Here is an 18,955-nt window from a genome sequence, read left to right on the forward strand (position 1 = left end):
CGGATGAATATATCTCAGAAATCACTCAACGTTTGAATCATCGCCCAAGAAAAAGACTCAGCTTTAAAAGTCCGAGTCAGGTATTATGGCAACAACATGGTGTTGCACTTCAAATGCTAATCTAAGAGTGATCAATTAACGCATTTTCGCAAGGAAACGACCTACACGGGTAATGGCTTCACGTAGTTCATTTTCAGCAGGGAGGAATACCACACGGAAATGATCTGGTGTAGGCCAGTTAAAGCCTGTGCCTTGAACCAGAAGTACTTTTTCCGCACGAAGTAGATCAAGCATCAGTTTTTCATCATCTTGAACTGGATAGATTTCTGGGTCCAATTTCGGGAAGCAATACATCGCGCCTTCAGGTTTAACACAAGATACGCCAGGAATGTCATTCAACATTTGCCAAGCAATATTACGCTGTTCGTACAAACGACCGCCTGGGCGAATTAAATCATTGATTGATTGGTAACCGCCTAAAGCTGTTTGGATCGCATACTGTGCTTGGTGGTTGGCACACAAGCGCATAGAAGCGAGCATGTCTAAACCTTCAATATAGTCGACCGCACGAGACTTATCACCTGTGATTGCCATCCAGCCTGAGCGGTAACCCGCAATACGGTATGCTTTAGATAAACCATTGAATGAAATACAGAGTTGGTCACCCGCTAACGCTGCTACAGAAACATGCTCAATACCGTCATAAACGATTTTGTCGTAAATTTCATCTGCAAACAAAATTAAATCATGCTTTTTAGCTAATGCAACGATTTGCTCAAGCACATGACGTGGATAAACTGCACCTGTTGGATTGTTTGGATTAATAATCACGATACCACGGGTGCGTGGTGTGATTTTACTCTCCATATCTATAATATCGGGATACCAGAAGTTTTCTTCATCACATTTATAGTGAATCGCTGTACCGCCTGATAAATTCACAGCAGCCGTCCAAAGCGGATAATCTGGCATCGGGACGAGCATCTCGTCACCATCATCTAACAAGCCTTGCATTGCCATCACGATCAATTCAGAGACACCATTGCCGATATACACGTCATTAACGTGCATATCTAAAATGCCTTTTTGTTGATAGTACTGACAGATGGCTTTACGCGCAGGGAAAATCCCTTTTGAGTCGGTATAACCTACTGCATTTGGCAGGTTTAAAGCCACATCGTTAATAATTTCTTGAGGTGCTTCAAAGCCAAACGGTGCAGGGTTGCCAATATTGAGTTTGATAATTTTATGACCAGCTTCTTCCATTTCATTGGCCGCTCGTAACACTGGTCCACGAATGTCGTAGCATACATGCTCAAGCTTAGACGATTTTTTTATTTCGCGTGGGGTTTGGAGAGTGTTCGGCATTTTGATGTTCTCGGAAAGAGTGGAGGTCACTTTTGCATAACGATATAAATAACTTTTAAATGTTTCTGTTGTTACTAGGTCTAGATGATGTTCATCTCTAAGTAAAGCAACAATTTTTTCATGCGTAAATCCTACCTGTTGATATTGTTTAATCACAGGCAGTAGATGTTTAAAAATAACGCTCTTTTTTTGCGACATTTTTTAATCCTAAGCAAGAATGCCTATAAGAGTAACATTAAAATTGCTTCCAAAAAAGCATTTAAGAAATAAAATTGCTCACCATGTTTTTAAATTTGCTTACTTTTTGCTTTTATTGGGATTATAGGTCTTTTGTAAATTGTGAATTAAACACTAGAAATTTTAAGATGAATCACGTAAATATGGGATTATCCTATTTTAAATAGCAAGATAGAAAGGGACCTAATCATGGGAAAGCTCAGTAAAACAGACCGAGAATGGCAAAGAGAGTTATCACCAGAGGAATTTCGCATTACGCGACAAAAGGGGACGGAGCCAGCTTTTACAGGTAAATATTGGAATACTAAACAAGCAGGGACTTACGTATGTCGCTGCTGTGGGACACCTTTATTTATTTCTGAAAATAAATATGACAGCGGTTGCGGATGGCCAAGTTTTTATAAGCCCGTAAATACAGCTGTTATAGAAGAGCATCAGGATACTTCACATGGCATGGTGCGTACTGAGATTGTATGTCATCACTGTGATGCTCATTTAGGCCATGTTTTTACAGATGGACCTGAGCCTACAGGTTTACGTTACTGTGTAAACTCGGCTTCATTAGAACTAGAAACACAAGAAAAAAGTGATGAGGATACTTATCCATGACAAACATTTATCAGTTTGAAGCGGAATTGTTAGATGGGAAAAATAAATCTTTTGCTGACTATGAAGGCAAAGTCCTGCTCATAGTTAATACAGCCAGTAAATGTGGCTTTACTCCACAATTTGCAGGTTTAGAAAAAATATATGAACAATACAAGGCACAAGGTTTTGAAGTTTTGGGCTTTCCTTGTAACCAATTTGGGGGGCAAGATCCGGGAAGTAATGAGCAAATAGGCGCATACTGTCAAAAGAACTATGGAGTTAGTTTCCCTATGTTTTCCAAAGTCGATGTGAAAGGCCCTGAGGCTCACGCCATCTTTCGTTATTTAACTAATAATAGTAAAGGTATTTTAGGTAGTGGGATTAAATGGAATTTTACCAAGTTCTTAATTGGAAAAGATGGCAAAGTGATCAATCGTTATGCACCAACCACTAAACCTGAAGCAATTCAAGATGATATTGAAAAAGCACTGCAAGCTTAAATTTTTTTGGACTGGTTGTGAATAGTCAGTTTCAGCCTGATGGTGTAGAGTTTTGGAGTGATTCATGCATGCCTTATGTGGAAACACGTAGGGCATGTGAAAGTCGTGCCTGTTATAAGTCGCATAGCCATTCCACTTTTTCGATTGGGGCTGTAGATGAGGGGCGAAGTATATTTAGTAGTGCCTTTGCGGGAACACAAGCTATAGAAGTGGGTACGTTGGTCTTGATTCCAGAACATGTGGAGCATGCTTGTAATCCAGTGGAAGGACAAGCATGGAGTTATCAAATGATGCATTTAGATGCATCTTGGCTGAAACAACTTCTATATGAAACAGAGCAAGATTATTTAGGAATACCTAAATTTAAACCGAAAATCTATAAAGATGCCAACATGTATCAAGATTTCAGTCGGTTGAACAATCAGCTATTTAGCCCTAGATTGTCCTATTGGGAAAAAGAACAGACTTTAATTACGACGCTCGCTGAGTTGTTATTACCTCAAATTGCACTTGAGCAAATTGTAGTTAGTTCCTATGCACAAGAAGAATTGAGTTATCTTTTGACGATGATCCAGCAAGAAGAAGCGTTTTTATCTTTAGAAGAAATGTCAAAAGCAATACAATTAAGTCGCTATGCCATTATTCGGCTTTTCAAAGCATCGTTAGGTATGACGCCACATGCTTATCAGCTCAATTATAAAATAAATCAAGCACGCTCATTCTTGAAGCAAGGTATGGACATTGCGCAATTAAGTTATGCGCTAGGTTTTAGTGATCAAAGTCATTTTCAGCGCGTTTTCAAAGCTTTGACAGGGACAACACCGAAATTTTATCAGAAGCAACATCGCGCAATTTTATCCAAGAGTCCATTTTAAGTAATCGTTAGGATTAACTCGATTTTTTATTGAGTTATGTGATGGAACTTTTCATTATTATTGCTGTGACACATTTTGTTGCTTTGCTTTCTCCGGGTCCAGATTTTTTCCTGATTTTGCTAACTTTTCTGAAGAGTGGTCGAAAAATGGCACGATATACCGTTTTGGGTATCGTGACGGGTAATGCCTTAATTCTAATATTGATTTTTATTTTATTGTGCTGGCTTGGTTACATCCAACCCTATGTGTTGATGCTATTGCGTGGATTAGGCATTGTTTATCTAACGTATTTGGCGTGGCAGTGTTTAGTTTATGTGCAGAAAGAAAAAATCAAAATAGATGAAAATATACAGCCATCCCCACAAGCGAGAGGCGCTTGTTTTGTCAGGGGGTTACAGTCTAGTCTTTTGAACCCAAAGAATATGCTGTTCTATAGTAGTCTGATTCTTTTGGTTTATTCGAAATTTAATGTAGTTCAATTACTTTGCATTAGTCTGTGGATGGTGGGGATAGTATTGATTTGGAATTTACTGTTGTTGAAACTTTTTAGCCTAAATCATTGGAATCAATATTTAACAAGGCAACTGGGCTGGCTTTATAAGGTATCAGGTCTCTGTTTTGCCATTTTTGCCATAATTTTGTTTATAGATGGGCTAATCTAAAAGCTTAATAATGTCTAGAGTTTGTTGATTTATATAACTTATAACAATGAAGTAATTAATTCTCATTTGAATTTACTATCCAAATAAGAATCAAATAGTTTTGATTAAGACTAATTCTCATTTACTATCAGGTTCGAATTTTAGATTGATGAAAGAGGGTGGGAAATGGTTAAGCTAAAACCATTAGTGTTAATGATGGCATGTGTATCTGGGTACAGCATTTCACATGCTGCTGAAACTCAAGTGGTCATTGAATCTGACTCATCATCTCAAGCGAGCAATGTCACAGCTTTAGAAACAATTCGAATTGTTGCAAGTGCTGATGCTTCTGCAAATGGTTTAATGGAAGCTTTCGCTGGTGGACAAGTAGCAACTGGTGGTCGAGTCGGGATTTTTGGGAATCAAAAGAATCTTGATACACCATTTAATTTGACCAGCTATACCAATCAATATATCCAAGAACGTCAAGCGAAAAGTGTAGGTGATGTACTTAAAGCAGATCCTAGCGTGCGTGTAGGGCGGGGGTATGGCAACTTTCAGGAAAATTACTACATCCGTGGTTTTAACTTAGGATCAGATGACACCGCTTATAATGGTTTATACTCAATTTTACCTCGCCAGTATATTCCAACAGAACTCTTTGAGCGTGTAGAAGTATTAAAAGGTGCATCTTCATTCTTAAATGGGGCTATGCCGAGCAATGGCGGGATTGGTGGAGCAATAAATCTCTTACCGAAGCGAGCAGGAAATGACCCGTTAAATCGCGTGACTGTCGGTACAGATTTTAATGGCGGTTATCTTTCGAATGATATTTCGCGACGTTTTGGTGAAAATCAGCAGTTTGGGGTGCGAGTAAATACCGCCTATCATGATGGAAATACATCCGTTGATGATGAAAAGAAATCGCTTGGACTTGCTGCAATTGGATTAGATTACAATGGTGAGCGCTTACGTCTTTCTGGTGATATGGGGTATAGCAATAATCGTTTAAATGCAACGCGACCAAATGTAACATTAGCTGCTGGATTAACATCAGTACCAAAAGCTATAGATAGTTCGAGTAATTATGCTCAAAAATGGTCTTATTCAAATGAAGAAAATATTTTTGGAAGTTACCGTGCTGAATACGATTTCAATGACGCGATTACTACTTACATGGCTTATGGATTCCGTCATGGTGAAGAGCAAAATTCATTAGCAAATTACACTTTGAGAAATGCTTCTACAGGAGCAAGTACGCTTTACCGTTTTGATAATGCCCGTGTTGACATGGTTAATACGGGCGAAGTCGGGCTACGTGGGAAGTTTGATACGGGTTCGATCAAGCATAATGTGGTTGTTTCTGGTTCAGTATTTCAACTGAATACCAGAAATGCTTATTTAATGGATTCGGGGAATCCGTTGAATTCTAATATTTATCAACCTATTCAATACGACCAACCTGCTGCTCTATCTCCAGCATTCTCAGGTGGAAATATGGATAGTCCGAAATTAACTACACGTACACGTCTAAGAAGTGTTGCAATTGGTGATAATTTGACAGCATTGGATGATACCTTAGTCATTATGCTGGGTGCGCGTTATCAGCAAATTCTTCAAGATACATATAACTATTCTCAAGTGAAAACAGGCACGTATGACGAGAGTAAATGGACACCAGCACTCGGGATAACCTATAAAATCACACCTGAAATTTCGGTGTATGCTAATTACATTGAGTCTTTAGCGAAAGGGCTAACGAATACAAGTGGTGGTGTCACAACGTCACTCAAACCTTTTGTAGCAGAGCAAAAAGAAATTGGAGCTAAATATGAAAATGACGATCTTGGGGTGACACTAAGTTTATTTGATATTAATAAACAGCGTGGCGTCATGCAAAATGGTGTATTCAGTGATGCTGGTGAATATGTCCATCGTGGTCTAGAGTTAAGTAGTTATGGCAAGCTTACTGACTCCTTAACTGTTTTAGGTGGGGTGACGTGGATGCATGCAAAGCAAGAAGAAACTGGTTCGACGACCTATGATGGAAATTATGAAGTAGGTGTTCCTGAGTTTCAGGCAAATCTTGGTGCAAATTGGAAGTTGCCCCTTCCGCAAGATATTTCTTTGAACGCTCAATTGACTTACACGGGTTCCACCTATGCTAGTCTGGACAATAACTTGAAGGTTAATGATTGGACTACGCTTGATCTGGGTGCAAGCTATAAAACTCAGTTGGGGCAAACCCCAACTACATTTAACTTCCTTGTGAATAATGTATTTGATCAAGATTATTGGAGTTCCGTTGGTCTGTATGACAATATCAACAGTACAAGCAATACCAATAATGGTTACTTGGTTGCTGGTTTACCTCGTACATTCATGCTTAGTGCATCATTTGATTTTTAATCGAAGAAAAAAAAAGAAAACCTCCGCTACAGGAGGTTTTCTTTTTTAGATGAACTTATTTATAAAATTGCTTTTAAGCGCGAAATGACTTGCTCACACTGTGCAAGGTCGGCGACTAGAGCAAGACGCACATGGTTTTCGCCTGGGTTGCCTTGCTCAGTATTGCGTGACAAGTAACGCCCTGGAAGTACTTTGACATGTGCTTTCTCCATCAGCATTTTTGCAAAAGCTTCATCATTATCTACTTTTAACCAGTAGTAAAAGCCTGCATCTGGTTTTTGTAGAGGGAGTAAGTGGCCTAATTCGTTTTGAAATAAGTCAAATTTTGCACGATATTGTACACGGTTTTCTTCAACATGTGTTTCATCATCCCAAGCCGCAATCGAAGCCAACTGGTGTTGTACAGGCATCGCTGCACCATGATAGGTACGGTATTGTAAATAAGGTTTGAGTAATGTTGCATCACCTGCGACAAAGCCAGAGCGCATACCCGGTAAGTTTGAGCGTTTAGACAATGAGTGGAATACAACACAGTTTTTGTAGTCATTTCGGCCTATTTCAGCACAAACTTCGAGTAGACCCACAGGCGCAGTATCAAACCAAAGTTCTGAATAGCACTCATCCGATGCAATGACAAAACCATATTGGTCTGAAAGTGCGATTAATTTTTTAAACTGCTCTTTTGAGAGTACCGCACCTGTTGGGTTACCTGGCGTACAAACAAACAGTAAGGCAGTTTTTTCCCAGACCTCAGCAGGTACAGCATCAAAGTCACCGAGATAACCATTTTCTTCAGTACAATTTACAAAATATGGTTTTGCTCCAGCAAGTAAGGTAGCACCTTCATAAATTTGGTAGAACGGGTTAGGCATCACCACATAAGGTACATCTTCGCGGTTCACCAAGGCTTGAACAAAAGAGAAGATTGCTTCACGGGTACCAGAAACAGGCAGGATGTTGTTCTCTGCACTAATTTGATTGAGTTGAAAACGACGGGTCAACCAGTTTGCAATACTGGTACGTAATTCTGGCAGACCTTTACTGTTTGGATAGGTCGATAAATGTTGAAAATTATCAATAATGGCTTGTTTCACAAACTCTGGCGCAGGATGCTTAGGCTCACCAATCGAGAGTGGAATGAGGGGTAAGTCTGCGGGAGTAATATCCTGAAATAGTTTATTTAACTTTTCAAAAGGATAAGGATGTAAAAGGGATAAACTCGAGTTCATGAAACAAAATACCAGTGTGTATTGTTAATGTTGACCACAGACCTGACTAGACGCTTCATCTAAGGCAGATTTTAGTTGAGCAGCAAAAGTCTCAGCTTCAGCTTCAGTCATGGGTTGACCATCTTTTTTAGTGACAAAGAAAATATCTTCGGCACGTTCACCTAGAGTGGCAATTTTAGCAGAGTGAATATCTAGACCTTGCATCATAAACAACCCGCCCACTTTGGCAAGTAGGCCGGGATGGTCAAGTGTTGCAATTTCGACCATGTTTTGTTGCAGTGCTTCATTCAGCGTAATATCAACGGTGTTTTCAATGTCAAAATGGCGCAGCTGACGTGGGATGCGGCGTTGCATGAGACCAGGATATTTATCTGAATTGACTAAGGCATCTTTTAAAGCAGACAGTACTTTGGCTTCACGTTCTGGGTCAGTCAGTAGGGTGCCAAAGCGGTCAAGCACAACATAAGTGTCTAAACTAAATGCTTTGGTTGCGGTAATAATACGCGCATCTTGTACATCCAAATTCATACGGTCAAGTATGGCAACCGTTGTTGCAAACAAGTTGGGCTGATCTTGAGTATAAATAAAGATTTGTACTGCATCCTGAGCAAATTTACGCTGTGCACGCATCAAAACCAGCGGTTCTGGGTTATCACCATGCTGTAAAATAGCACGTGTGTGCCAAGCAATTTCATCTGCAGATTCTTTGAGGAAATATTCGTCTCCCAGTTCTTGCCAGACTTTTTCGACGTCATCCAGTGCAAACTCTTCGACCAGTTGTTCACTGGCAGAAAACTTGGTGTCCTCAATGAGCATTTGATAATCCACAGGACGGCCTAAACCTGAGCGAATCACATCACGTGCATGCGTATAGAGCTGACGCATGAGAGAAGCGCGCCACGTATTCCAAAGCGAAGGATTGGTTGCATTGATATCTGAAACAGTTAACGTATACAGATAGTCGAGATGTTCCATGTCGCCCATTTTCTCAGCAAAAGCTTTAACCACATCGGGGTCAGAAATATCTTTCTTTTGAGAAGTGACGGACATGAGTAAATGGTTTTGGATGAGCCACGCGACAAGGTTGCATTCGCGTTCGGTAAAACCATGATTACGACAGAATTCAATCGCATCAGTTGCACCCAGCTCACTATGGTCTCCACCACGGCCTTTAGCGATATCATGGAAAATGGCAGCCAAATAGACAATATCCCGACGTGCTAGACGTTGGAACACCGAACTCACGACAGGGAAGTCTTTGGCAAACTCAGGCTCTTTGAAGCGGTTTAAGTTACGCAGTAGTAGTAAGGTGTGTGCATCGACTGTGTAGATATGGAACAAGTCATATTGCATTAACCCCATAATCTGCCCAAATGCAGGAATATAGTTGCCCAATACTCCATAACGTTTCATTGCCACCATCGTCTCATATAAGCGATGTGGTGAGCGAATGATCGCCATAAACAAGGCTTGATGGGTTGGGTTATCCCGAAACTCTTGATCAATGTGCTTTGCAGCTAAAGTGAGAAGGCGTAAAGTCCGTGCACGAATACCCGTAATCTCAGGACGGTTTGCCAATAAATAAAAAATTTCTAAGATGGCACTTGGGTTTTCAGAAAAAATCTTATGGTGTTGAACAGCAAGTTTGCCATCAACTAGTTTAAAATTTTCATTGATTTCTTCAATGTTACGTTCGTAGTTTGGTAGGCGTGGGGTAATGACCGACTCGTTGAAATAAGCCAACAGCATTTCATTCAGTGTGGTCACTTGTTGAGCGCTTCGATAATAACGCTTCATGAATTGCTCAATTGGGTAATTCGGGGATTTGCCTTCTTCGCGCACATAGCCAAACTTCGCAGCAATATCGCGTTGATAGTCGAATAATAAGCGGTTTTCATCGCGTTTGGTGAGGCGATGTAAGTGGTGACGAATTTCCCAGAGGAAGCTTTCGGCTTCTTCTAATACCCCTAACTCGAACTCTGAAATAAAGCCCAAATGCACCAAGTCATAAATGCGATTGACGCGGAAATGCCGCTTTGCAATCCAACCAATTTGGTTAATGTCCCGAATGCCACCCGGCGCATTTTTTATGTCGGGTTCTAGATTGCTTTCTGTGAAATTGTGTTGCGCATAGCGTTTGGCCTGTTCTTCCATTTTTGCATCATAGAAGGTTTTATCTGTCCATGTTTGCGAAACAATACGTCGTGGCCATTTGGCTAAGTGTTCATTGCCTATAATTAAACGGGACTCGATGAGGGCTGTGGCAACAGTTAAGTCATTTGTGGCTTGTTCAACACAGTTGGCAATGGTACGTACACTAATGCCAGGTTTGAAATTGCCGACATCCCACAGGGAGGAAATAAAGACAGAAATGAGCTTTTCTTGTTCTTCGCTAAATTCATCTTCAGACAGGATCATGATGTCTACGTCTGAATAAGGCAACATCTCTCGGCGACCATAGCCACCAACAGCAAATAAGCTCAAATCGGTTTGATTGAGTTCAGCATGTTTCCAAAGGAAAATAAGTGCCTCATCAATCAAATTTGAACGGGTTAAAATGACATCACGGATGGATTGACCATGATCAAAACTCTCTTGTAATTGATTTTCGACATCACTACGCCATTGATTGATCGCTTTAATGTCGTGATTACTGCTGACATAGCTAAGCAGTGGAGAAGTATTGATCATGTTCCGTATCCGTAAATTTTAACAACGCTTAGTTTTGATGAACGCTAACCAGTTCTGCTGTTTGAGCAGCGAGTTCACGTGCTTGGTCAGTTGTTTCAGCACGTGCTGTTGCAACGCCCATACGGCGACGTGTAAAGCCTTCTGGCTTACCAAAAATGCGTAAATCAGTATTTGGGTTTGCCAAAGCAAGATTTAAGCCAGAAAAAGATAAGTTGTTTGCATCTACACCCGCATAAATTACGGCACTGGCTGCAACACTATGACGTGCCGTATTTACAGGTAAACCTAAGATCGCACGCGCATGAAGTTCAAATTCACTTTGGAACTGAGAAGCAAGCGTTACAAGACCTGTGTCATGTGGGCGTGGTGATACTTCACTAAACCACACTTTATCGCCTTTGACAAAGAGTTCTACACCGAAAATACCACAGCCACCCAATGCGATGGTAACTTTATTGGCAATACGCTTTGCTTCATCGAGGGCCACTGGTGACATAGCTTGAGGTTGCCAGCTTTCTACATAATCACCCGCATCTTGGCGGTGACCAATTGGATCACAGTACGACGTTTCAATTTCACCTGTTTCAGGGTTTTTAGAGCGAACTGTTAATAGAGTGATTTCAAAATCAAAATCAATTTGCGATTCTACAATCACAGTTCCTTGGTTTACACGACCACCTGTTTGCGCATATTCCCATGCAGCATCTACTTCTGCGAACTCTTTTACACGGGATTGACCTTTACCAGAAGATGACATGACAGGTTTAACAAAGTTTGGATAACCAATGTCATCACATGCTGCACGGAACGACTCTAAGGTGTTGGCAAAACGGTAAGCAGAAGTGGGCAAACCCAGTTCTTCAGCAGCTAAACGACGGATGCCTTCACGGTTCATGGTGAGGTTTACTGCTTTTGCAGATGGAATGACTGTGGCAATATTTTTTTGTTCGATTTCAACCAATACTTGGGTTGCAATGGCTTCAATTTCAGGAACAATCAGGTTCGGCTTAATGTCTTCAATAAGTTGTTTCAGCGCTGTCGCATCTGCCATATTTAAGGTGTGGGCATAGTGTGCCACTTGCATTGCAGGAGCATGATCGTAACGGTCAGCAGCATGAACTTCTACACCTAAGCGTTGTAGAGAAATCACAACTTCTTTCCCTAGCTCTCCAGAACCCAGTAGCAGGACTTTAAATGCTGAAGACTGAAGTGGGGTACCAATAGTAACGCTCATGTAAATCATCCATGCTTGATTTTATGGGCTTTTAGAATAGCAGAACTCTTAAAGGTGTTCAGGGTTCATTCACATAAATTAATGATATTGTCCAACAATTTTTTTTATAAAGCGATTGTGTTTACATACGTGCATTTGAAGTAGCAAAATCGTATTTCTGAGAATTGCTCAACCAAATTCAAAATGCCACGAAAAATGCATTCTAAAATTGATACTTTTAGCCGTTTTGTAAATTGAGTTTAGGTCAAGCTAAGTTTTAGGGGGAACAGATAGTTAAAAAACTACAGGAATATAGGTATATACCAAGCCGTAGCTGAGTGCTGCGGTCAGTGTAGCAGGGACAATTTGCTTAAATTTGAAATAAAGCCCAGCCAAGACGATGAAGCCGACTAACATGGCAAAACTTTTATTGGGTGCATCCAACAGTGGTGGCAAAGTTGCAACCACCAGCATCGAACTAATTGCTGAAATACCAATTGAACCCAATGCAATCTTCAACCATAAAGCACCGCGCTTTTGTGAACCTTGTTGAAGCTTTTGAATGACGAAGAATGGCCCAAAGCGTGAAGCAAAGTTTGCAATACCCACTAAAATGCCGACCAAGATAATTTCGATATTCATGTTTGATCTCCACTATGTTCGGGGTCTGGTTTTTTCAGTATATAGTGCTTAAACAAGCCAGCAAAAATACCTGAACTGATGCCAATAAAAATGGCAGCAGATAAGTCAATAAAGTAACAGGCAATCGCAGATACCAGAATAGTCACAGTGACCACGAAAGTGTGCCTCTTTTCAAAAGCTGCCAATAAAAAACTTAAAAAAAGTGCAGGCAATAAAAAGTCTAAAGCGGCTTGTAAGAACTGGGGTAAATGGCTGACTTGGTCTGCAAACATTCCACCTAGAAAAGAACCTGTCGCCCATGCGAGCCAACTGAATAGGCTTAAACCCAGCATCCAAGACTCAGACCATTCTTGGCGACGCTGTGACAACTTGATCATGCCTGAAGCAAAGACTTCGTCGGTTAATCCCCATGACCAAATAGCAGTTTTCTTTAGGTTCAGTTTATCTTGAATTAGGTTCTGTAGCGCAGGGCCGTAGAGTAAGTGACGAATATCTAGGGCAATGACAGTGAGGGCAGTCATCCAAATAGATGTACCACTACCGAGCAGTGCAACGACTAAAAACTGACTAGCACCTGCATACATTGAGCAGGATAAAAATAAAGCCTCCCATGCACTAAAGCCAAACTGGGTTGCAGATACACCAAAGGCAAAAGAAACAGGTAGATAGGTAAAGATAATCGCTTGGCTATCCTTAGCCCCTTGCCAAAAGCCAGCAGCTTGTGCAGGAGTGGGATTAAGTTCGGACACAACACACCTTGAAGAAGACTTTATCACTAGGTCAAAATTGATTGTGTATTGTAACTGAATTCACTAGCATAGTGCCGAATTGTTTGTTGAGGCGTTTAACCATGTTGAAGCTCGAATTACGTACTTTAGGGCTGGCTGCTATTATTGTGAGCAGTTTACTTTTGCAAGCTTGTGGACAGTCAGAGCAAGCTCCTGAACAAAAAGTAGAAATTAAGGCTGCGCCAAAAATTACCAATGACGCAACAGAATATGCACAGCGTGCTTGGGCATTTATTAATGAAGTCGATAGTTTGGTCTATCACAAACAATTGGATCAAATCGAAACTAAAGTACGACAACCTGCACGTAAGCTCAGTACAGAGTGGCGTATTAATGTCAAAATGACCGACTCTGTGACTGAAGGAAAGTATGCGTTATGCCGAAAGGCGTTGACGAGTTTGGATGTCTGGGCGCGAGCAACTTTAGAGAAAGATAGGCAGATCATAAAAGCGCAACACGAATATGAGCGTGACAAAGTTCAGTGTAAGGATGCCATTGATCATCCAAATTTAGGTAACACGAAAGCCAATAACAATATTTTTTAGTTTGAATAAAAAAGGCGAAAATAATTTCGCCTTTTTTAAATGATTACGATGAATTACGATTTTAAGGTGCTATTTGAAACAGCTTTTGCATCTTTATTTTTTACGTCTTTGCTCACTTGATTCTTTGTTTCGCTTTTTACTTTTGCCTGATTAGAGCTTTTTGATTTTGTATTGGTTTCAGCATTCACTTTGGTTGCTGTCGCAGTTTTTACATTTTCCACAGTACCTTTAGATTTAGCAGTGGCTGTTTTATTGGTAGTCGTCGTTTTATCTTTCATTTTTGTAGTTTCGGCTTTTACTTCGGATGTTTTTGCTTTTTGAGCTACGCCATTCACTGCTACACAAGAACCCCCTTTGTGATTTGGGCCTGTTCCACCAGTTAAAGTTGTACCTTTAGGGCAGGCAAATGCTGATGCGCTTAGTACTGAGAAAAGTCCTGCTGTGAGAAGTGTTGTGATTTTTTTCATCGTATTCATCTTTTATGTCATAGGCATTCGCGCCTAACTGAAATATAAAGATATTTAATGTAAACGGAAATATGTAAATTGTATGTTTAATTATGAATTTTGGCTCCTTAAGTGAATATGAATCATAAAAAATATTGTTTTCAAACAATGCGAGTGGAGAGAGGAGATCTTAAGTTTATTTTCAAAATTACATTGTTGCGTGTGCTAGCGTATGAAGTCTTGGAAGATTAAGAATTTCAATTTTTTTAAACGATATTTTCAAAATCCCTTGTTGTTCTAGTTGATGTAATTCTTGGTTAATGGTTTGCCTTGAACACATTAGCATTTGAGCTAGCTGTTCTTGAGAAAGGTGTATCATATGGTTTTCAATATGCACATGGTTGCCATAGCCATTCAAAATAAAAAGCAAGCGTTGAGCCAACCTTTGGCTAATATTTTGACTTTGGATAGCGATCAATTCCAAAAATGCGAGACGTAACTTTTGCGAACTAAGCTGCGCAATATGAAACCAAAATTGCGGATGTGTGTGGAGTAAGTCTTCAATGGCAGTGTTGGAAATTTTTAGAATGGTACTTTTTTCAACAGCAATTGCATGATGGGAGCGAGGTTGTTGATCAATTAATGAAATTTCTCCAAACCACATGATAGGCTCAGCAATTGCCGCAATTGACTCATTTCCTTCAATATCAATATAGCCTAAGCGGATTTTCCCATGAAGGACGGCATAGATTCCGTCGAAAGCATCGCCATGATGAAATACGGCCTGATCCCGTTCTATATGCACTTGTGTGGCGTGATGTGTAATGAAATCTTGAAATAAAATAGGTAGTTGGGAATACCAAATGTTATTTTTTAAAATGTGGAGTTCAGCTTCCTTAAGCACATTCAATCCTTATAATGAATCTTAAAAATTTCCATATTTGTAATTGTCACTTAGCCGACAACTTAGGTCGAGTTTTTTTTATATATTGAATAAAAGTATTTTACAAGGACGATTAAAATGTCAAAGCTTGAGCAGTTACTTAGCCAATATGCGGCTTACCATCTCGATCATAAGAATATTATGACCCACTTTGTGGGTATTCCCCTGATTGTGTTTTCAATTATGTGCTTAACCGCAAGAGCAGGCTGGGCTGTGGGTGGTTTTGAAATCACTTTGGCGATGGTTTTGATTTTAGCGAGTATTGTTTACTACCTGAGCTTAGATCGAATTTTTGGTCTGATCATGCTGGTGATCTATGCCATGGCTTATCCATTGGCGTATAAAATTGCGCAATTTGATTTGGGTCTTTGGTTAAGTTTAAGTATTGGTATTTTTGTGGTGGGTTGGGTGTTTCAGTTCGTTGGACATTTTTATGAAAAGAAAAAACCAGCGTTTATGGACGATGTAATTGGCCTCGCCATTGGTCCATTATTTGTTTTGGCTGAAATGGTGTTTATGCTTGGTTTTAGAAAAGATATCGAGCAACGGATGCTAGATGCAGCGCGTAAACAACGTGCGACAATGGACAATAAGCATGTCTCTGTGATATCACCTTAATAAAATCAGTTTAAAAAGCCAGTGAATTTCACTGGCTTTTTTATGCTGTTTTAAGATGTCTTCGAGACTTTATGTGTATCTGGCTGAACTTTGGATGCATTCGGGCTTGGAGCATGAGAATCTTTATGGGATTTATTGGTCATGTCATTGGCTTTCATTGAATCATGTTCCACCATTTTATCTTGCTTTATGGCTGGATCATGTTTAGCCATTTTATCTTGCTTTGCTACTTTCTCTTGTTTCATGCCATGATCATGCTTTGCCATGTTCATGGTCGGGACACACTTACCACCTTTATGATTTACACCTGTACCACCCGACAGTGTTGTGCCTTGAGGGCATGCAAATGCTGTTGCACTAAGGGTGGTGAATAAACCTGCTGCAATAAATGTGCTGATCTTTTTCATTTTCGTTTGTTCAATGAAGGCATTAGTGCCTGTGATTAAATTAGCGATAATACAAAAGAATAGAAGTTATAATATTGTGTGAGATCCAAATGGATCAGGTGTTTATATGTTATTTAATGCTGTTTTTAAGCTTGGTTTAAGCTTATAAAAAAACCCGATTGGTATCGGGTTTTTTTATATTCGAAATGGCTTATACGTTAAAGCGGAAGTGTAGAACATCACCGTCTTGAACGATGTAGGTTTTACCTTCTAAACGCCATTTTCCTGCTTCTTTCGCGCCTGCTTCACCGTTGTATTGAACAAAGTCATTATAAGCAACACATTCAGCACGGATAAAACCTTTTTCGAAGTCAGTGTGGATCACACCTGCCGCTTGTGGTGCAGTTGCACCCACTTTAACGGTCCAAGCACGAACTTCTTGTACACCCGCCGTGAAGTAAGTCTGTAAACCCAAAAGACCGTAGCCTGCACGAATCACGACGTTTAGCCCCGGCTCTTCCATACCTAAAGCTTCAAGGAACTCAGCACGGTCTTCATCTTCAAGTAGTGAAATTTCAGCTTCGATTTGGTTGCAAAGCGGAACGACGATTGCATTTTCTTCAGCTGCAAGTTTTTTCACAGCATCTAAATGCGGATTATTTTCAAAACCATCTTCTGCAACGTTCGCAATATACATGGTTGGTTTTAAAGTCATTAAACCAAAACCACGAACCAATTTACGTTCGTCGTCGTCTAGGTCAGCAGCACGGGCAGGTTTGCCTTCATCAAGTAAAGGTAAAATTTTTTCTAAAACCGCTTTGGTTGCAAGTGCTTCTTTGTCGCCACCTTTTGCAGATTTTGCTAAACGAGTTACAGCTTTTGTCACAGTTTCTAAGTCAGCAAGTGCAAGTTCCGTGTTGATGGTTGCGATGTCATCAAGCGGGTCAATTTTACCGTTAACGTGAATGACGTTTTCATCTTCAAAACAACGTACAACGTGAGCAATCGCATCCGTTTCACGAATATTTGCAAGGAATTGGTTCCCCAAGCCTTCACCTTTAGATGCGCCCGCAACTAAACCTGCAATATCTACAAATTCCATAGTCGTTGGAATTACGCGTTGAGGTTTTACAATTGCGGTAAGTTTGTCTAAACGTGGATCTGGCACAGGAACGATGCCTGTGTTCGGTTCAATGGTACAGAATGGGAAGTTTTCAGCAGCAATAGCAGCTTTAGTCAATGCATTGAAAAGTGTAGATTTACCAACGTTCGGCAAGCCGACAATACCGCAATTAAAACCCATGAAATAACTCACAACGTGTTATATAAAAATTGCCAGTGATTTTACATGAAAGCCATGACAAAGTCAGGTCTCAGGGCAGAAGAATCAAAGTTGTAAATCATGTTGCGGGTAGAACGTCCTCATTTAAGCCCTATATACGAGCCTTTTAAGCCTTTTCTTTTAATAAAGAAACTAGATTTAACAGATCTGTTGCATGTAGATCATTGTCTATGCAAGGACTAGAGTCTTTCAATTGGGCTGCACCATACTCAAAGGGGCGTTCAATATAAGCCGTCAGAAGTCCACAGCCACGTGCTGCAGCAAGGTCATCTTGATGGGTATACGCTACTTGGGATTGTTTGAATGATTAAATGAAGGATTTTGAATTGCTTAGCAGCTAAAAAGTTAAAAATAAAATATGCTAAGTTTAATCATTTGATGAATATTATAAGTATCTGAAAAATATAAAATATGTATTTTAGCTGTAGTCTAAGCAAGGTCGTTAAATTTTTACTTATTCATATTTGAGATATTGTAGAGAAAAAAACGTATAAATTTGATAAAGGCTGTTGAACATTTGCTGGGCAGTTTTGGGTAAAAAGTACATTGTAAATCTTAAATACAGTGACTAAAGTATCCAACTGAAATAGATGGCTTTGCTAAAAAGCCAAAATAGAAAAATAAGTGTGGAGCATTTATGAGAACTTTATACCAGTTTCCTTTATCTCATTTTTGTGAGAAAGCTCGCTGGTTGCTCGATCATAAAGAGCTAGATTTTGTCGCGCAAAATGTAGTGCCTGGGGTCCATCGGGCGTTTGCGCAGTTAAAGACAGGGCAGAATAAATTGCCTATTTTACGTGATCAAGACAAATGGGTCGCAGATACCACCGAGATTGCGTTATATCTGGATGAGCGTTATCCAGAACATCGACTGTTACGTAGCGAAGCTCAGCTTCGTAAAGAGGCTTTAGATGTTAATGCTCTAGCCAATGATTTAGGGCTACACGTTCGCCGTTGGGGGCTGGCGCATGCTTTATCCGATAATGACCAATCGCTACAAATTATGTTGGGCGAAAAGGGCTATTTACGTAAATTTGAAAAATACACCAAACCTCTGATTAAAACTTTGATGTCGAAAGGTTATGAACTCAATGCCGATAAAGTTGAGCACTCGAAAGTTGAAATGCAGCGTTTAATTGAGGTCTTGAATGAAAAGTTAATTGCTAATCATGGGCGTTACTTTGTGGGAGATCGTTTAGGTTTGGCGGATATTGCTGTGTGTTCAATGTTAGCGCCTGTGTTGGAAATTAAAGGGACTCCTTGGGAAAAAGACCATGAGGATAGCCTATCTGAAGAATTCAGTGCCTATAAAACCTATTTAAGCAATTTACCTTTGGGGCAGTATGTTTTAAGAGTCTATCAAACCGAGCGCAATGCCCGAGTCGACTGGCGTGGCATTTAGGATCAACTGTAGTCAAATAGGCAAAGGCGGACGTTATACATCAAGCCTTTGTCTGCTATTTAAAGAAAATGATGTGGTGTGTTGAATAGAAA

At 40.1% G+C, this 18,955-nt stretch carries 18 protein-coding genes; 8 read left to right on the forward strand and 10 right to left on the reverse strand.

All coding sequences use genetic code 11. The annotated features are described in order from the left end of the window. Window positions 1–135: 135 nt before the first annotated feature. Window positions 136–1,566: a pyridoxal phosphate-dependent aminotransferase gene (locus tag GBI16_RS14880; RefSeq protein WP_086209341.1), complete on the reverse strand. Its 1,431-nt coding sequence runs from the start codon at window positions 1,564–1,566 to the stop codon at window positions 136–138. A gap of 228 nt (window positions 1,567–1,794) precedes the next feature. Between GBI16_RS14880 and msrB the strand changes: the two genes are divergently transcribed. The 5 genes from msrB to GBI16_RS14905 all read left to right on the forward strand — a co-directional run bounded on the left by msrB (window position 1,795) and on the right by GBI16_RS14905 (window position 6,618). Continuing rightward, entirely contained in the window at window positions 1,795–2,214 is a 420-nt protein-coding gene (gene msrB / locus GBI16_RS14885) for a peptide-methionine (R)-S-oxide reductase MsrB (RefSeq protein WP_004693474.1), read from the forward strand. Beyond that, window positions 2,211–2,693, forward strand: a complete 483-nt coding sequence (locus GBI16_RS14890) for a glutathione peroxidase (protein WP_086209340.1) — start codon at window positions 2,211–2,213, stop codon at window positions 2,691–2,693. Before msrB ends, GBI16_RS14890 begins: the two co-directional genes overlap by 4 nt. Before the next feature lie 68 nt (window positions 2,694–2,761). Continuing rightward, complete coding sequence (locus tag GBI16_RS14895) at window positions 2,762–3,568, forward strand: AraC family transcriptional regulator (protein ID WP_086209339.1); 807 nt, start codon at window positions 2,762–2,764, stop codon at window positions 3,566–3,568. Window positions 3,569–3,609: 41 nt separating this feature from the next. Next, window positions 3,610–4,230 (forward strand): LysE family translocator, encoded by a 621-nt coding sequence (locus tag GBI16_RS14900; protein ID WP_151707354.1) that lies wholly within the window; start codon window positions 3,610–3,612, stop codon window positions 4,228–4,230. Window positions 4,231–4,395: 165 nt separating this feature from the next. Beyond that, complete coding sequence (locus tag GBI16_RS14905) at window positions 4,396–6,618, forward strand: TonB-dependent siderophore receptor (RefSeq protein ID WP_086209337.1); 2,223 nt, start codon at window positions 4,396–4,398, stop codon at window positions 6,616–6,618. 59 nt (window positions 6,619–6,677) lie between these two features. On the opposite strand, the gene dapC is transcribed toward GBI16_RS14905, so the two are convergent. The 5 genes from dapC to GBI16_RS14930 form a co-directional block, all read right to left on the reverse strand. Continuing rightward, window positions 6,678–7,847, reverse strand: a complete 1,170-nt coding sequence (dapC, locus tag GBI16_RS14910; RefSeq protein ID WP_086209336.1) for a succinyldiaminopimelate transaminase — start codon at window positions 7,845–7,847, stop codon at window positions 6,678–6,680. Window positions 7,848–7,871: 24 nt separating this feature from the next. Continuing rightward, window positions 7,872–10,538 carry a [protein-PII] uridylyltransferase gene (gene glnD, locus GBI16_RS14915; RefSeq protein WP_086209335.1) on the reverse strand — a complete coding sequence of 889 codons (2,667 nt, stop codon included), beginning with the start codon at window positions 10,536–10,538 and terminating at the stop codon, window positions 7,872–7,874. 28 nt (window positions 10,539–10,566) lie between these two features. Beyond that, entirely contained in the window at window positions 10,567–11,781 is a 1,215-nt protein-coding gene (gene purT / locus GBI16_RS14920) for a formate-dependent phosphoribosylglycinamide formyltransferase (protein ID WP_171264453.1), read from the reverse strand. A 264-nt stretch (window positions 11,782–12,045) separates the two neighbouring features. Beyond that, window positions 12,046–12,393: an L-valine transporter subunit YgaH gene (gene ygaH, locus GBI16_RS14925; protein WP_086209333.1), complete on the reverse strand. Its 348-nt coding sequence runs from the start codon at window positions 12,391–12,393 to the stop codon at window positions 12,046–12,048. Then, a complete protein-coding gene (locus GBI16_RS14930) occupies window positions 12,390–13,142 on the reverse strand; it encodes an AzlC family ABC transporter permease (RefSeq protein ID WP_086209332.1) in 753 nt (250 codons plus the stop codon). Before GBI16_RS14930 ends, ygaH begins: the two co-directional genes overlap by 4 nt. 101 nt (window positions 13,143–13,243) lie before the next feature. Between GBI16_RS14930 and GBI16_RS14935 the strand changes: the two genes are divergently transcribed. Further along, a complete protein-coding gene (locus GBI16_RS14935) occupies window positions 13,244–13,726 on the forward strand; it encodes a hypothetical protein (protein ID WP_086209331.1) in 483 nt (160 codons plus the stop codon). Window positions 13,727–13,779: 53 nt separating this feature from the next. Here GBI16_RS14935 and GBI16_RS14940 read toward each other — a convergent pair whose 3' ends face one another. Both GBI16_RS14940 and GBI16_RS14945 read right to left on the reverse strand, forming a co-directional pair. Next, a complete protein-coding gene (locus GBI16_RS14940) occupies window positions 13,780–14,193 on the reverse strand; it encodes a hypothetical protein (RefSeq protein ID WP_086209594.1) in 414 nt (137 codons plus the stop codon). Between the two features lie 187 nt (window positions 14,194–14,380). Further along, the gene (locus GBI16_RS14945; RefSeq protein WP_086209330.1) at window positions 14,381–15,076 is read right to left on the reverse strand and encodes a Crp/Fnr family transcriptional regulator; all 696 of its coding nucleotides are present in this window, start codon (window positions 15,074–15,076) and stop codon (window positions 14,381–14,383) included. 117 nt (window positions 15,077–15,193) lie between these two features. Between GBI16_RS14945 and GBI16_RS14950 the strand changes: the two genes are divergently transcribed. Continuing rightward, entirely contained in the window at window positions 15,194–15,733 is a 540-nt protein-coding gene (locus GBI16_RS14950) for a DUF962 domain-containing protein (protein ID WP_086209329.1), read from the forward strand. 50 nt (window positions 15,734–15,783) lie between these two features. On the opposite strand, the gene GBI16_RS14955 is transcribed toward GBI16_RS14950, so the two are convergent. Together GBI16_RS14955 and ychF are read right to left on the reverse strand one after the other, a co-directional pair. Then, window positions 15,784–16,140, reverse strand: coding sequence for a hypothetical protein (locus GBI16_RS14955; protein ID WP_086209328.1), 357 nt, complete (start codon window positions 16,138–16,140; stop codon window positions 15,784–15,786). Between the two features lie 190 nt (window positions 16,141–16,330). Next, window positions 16,331–17,422, reverse strand: coding sequence for a redox-regulated ATPase YchF (ychF, locus tag GBI16_RS14960; RefSeq protein ID WP_151707355.1), 1,092 nt, complete (start codon window positions 17,420–17,422; stop codon window positions 16,331–16,333). A 676-nt stretch (window positions 17,423–18,098) separates the two neighbouring features. Here ychF and GBI16_RS14970 point away from each other — a divergent pair. Further along, the gene (locus tag GBI16_RS14970; protein ID WP_086209320.1) at window positions 18,099–18,863 is read left to right on the forward strand and encodes a glutathione S-transferase family protein; all 765 of its coding nucleotides are present in this window, start codon (window positions 18,099–18,101) and stop codon (window positions 18,861–18,863) included. Window positions 18,864–18,955 lie beyond the last annotated feature (92 nt).

The organism is Acinetobacter sp. TUM15064 (assembly GCF_008980265.1).
Classification (GTDB): Bacteria; Pseudomonadota; Gammaproteobacteria; order Pseudomonadales; family Moraxellaceae; genus Acinetobacter.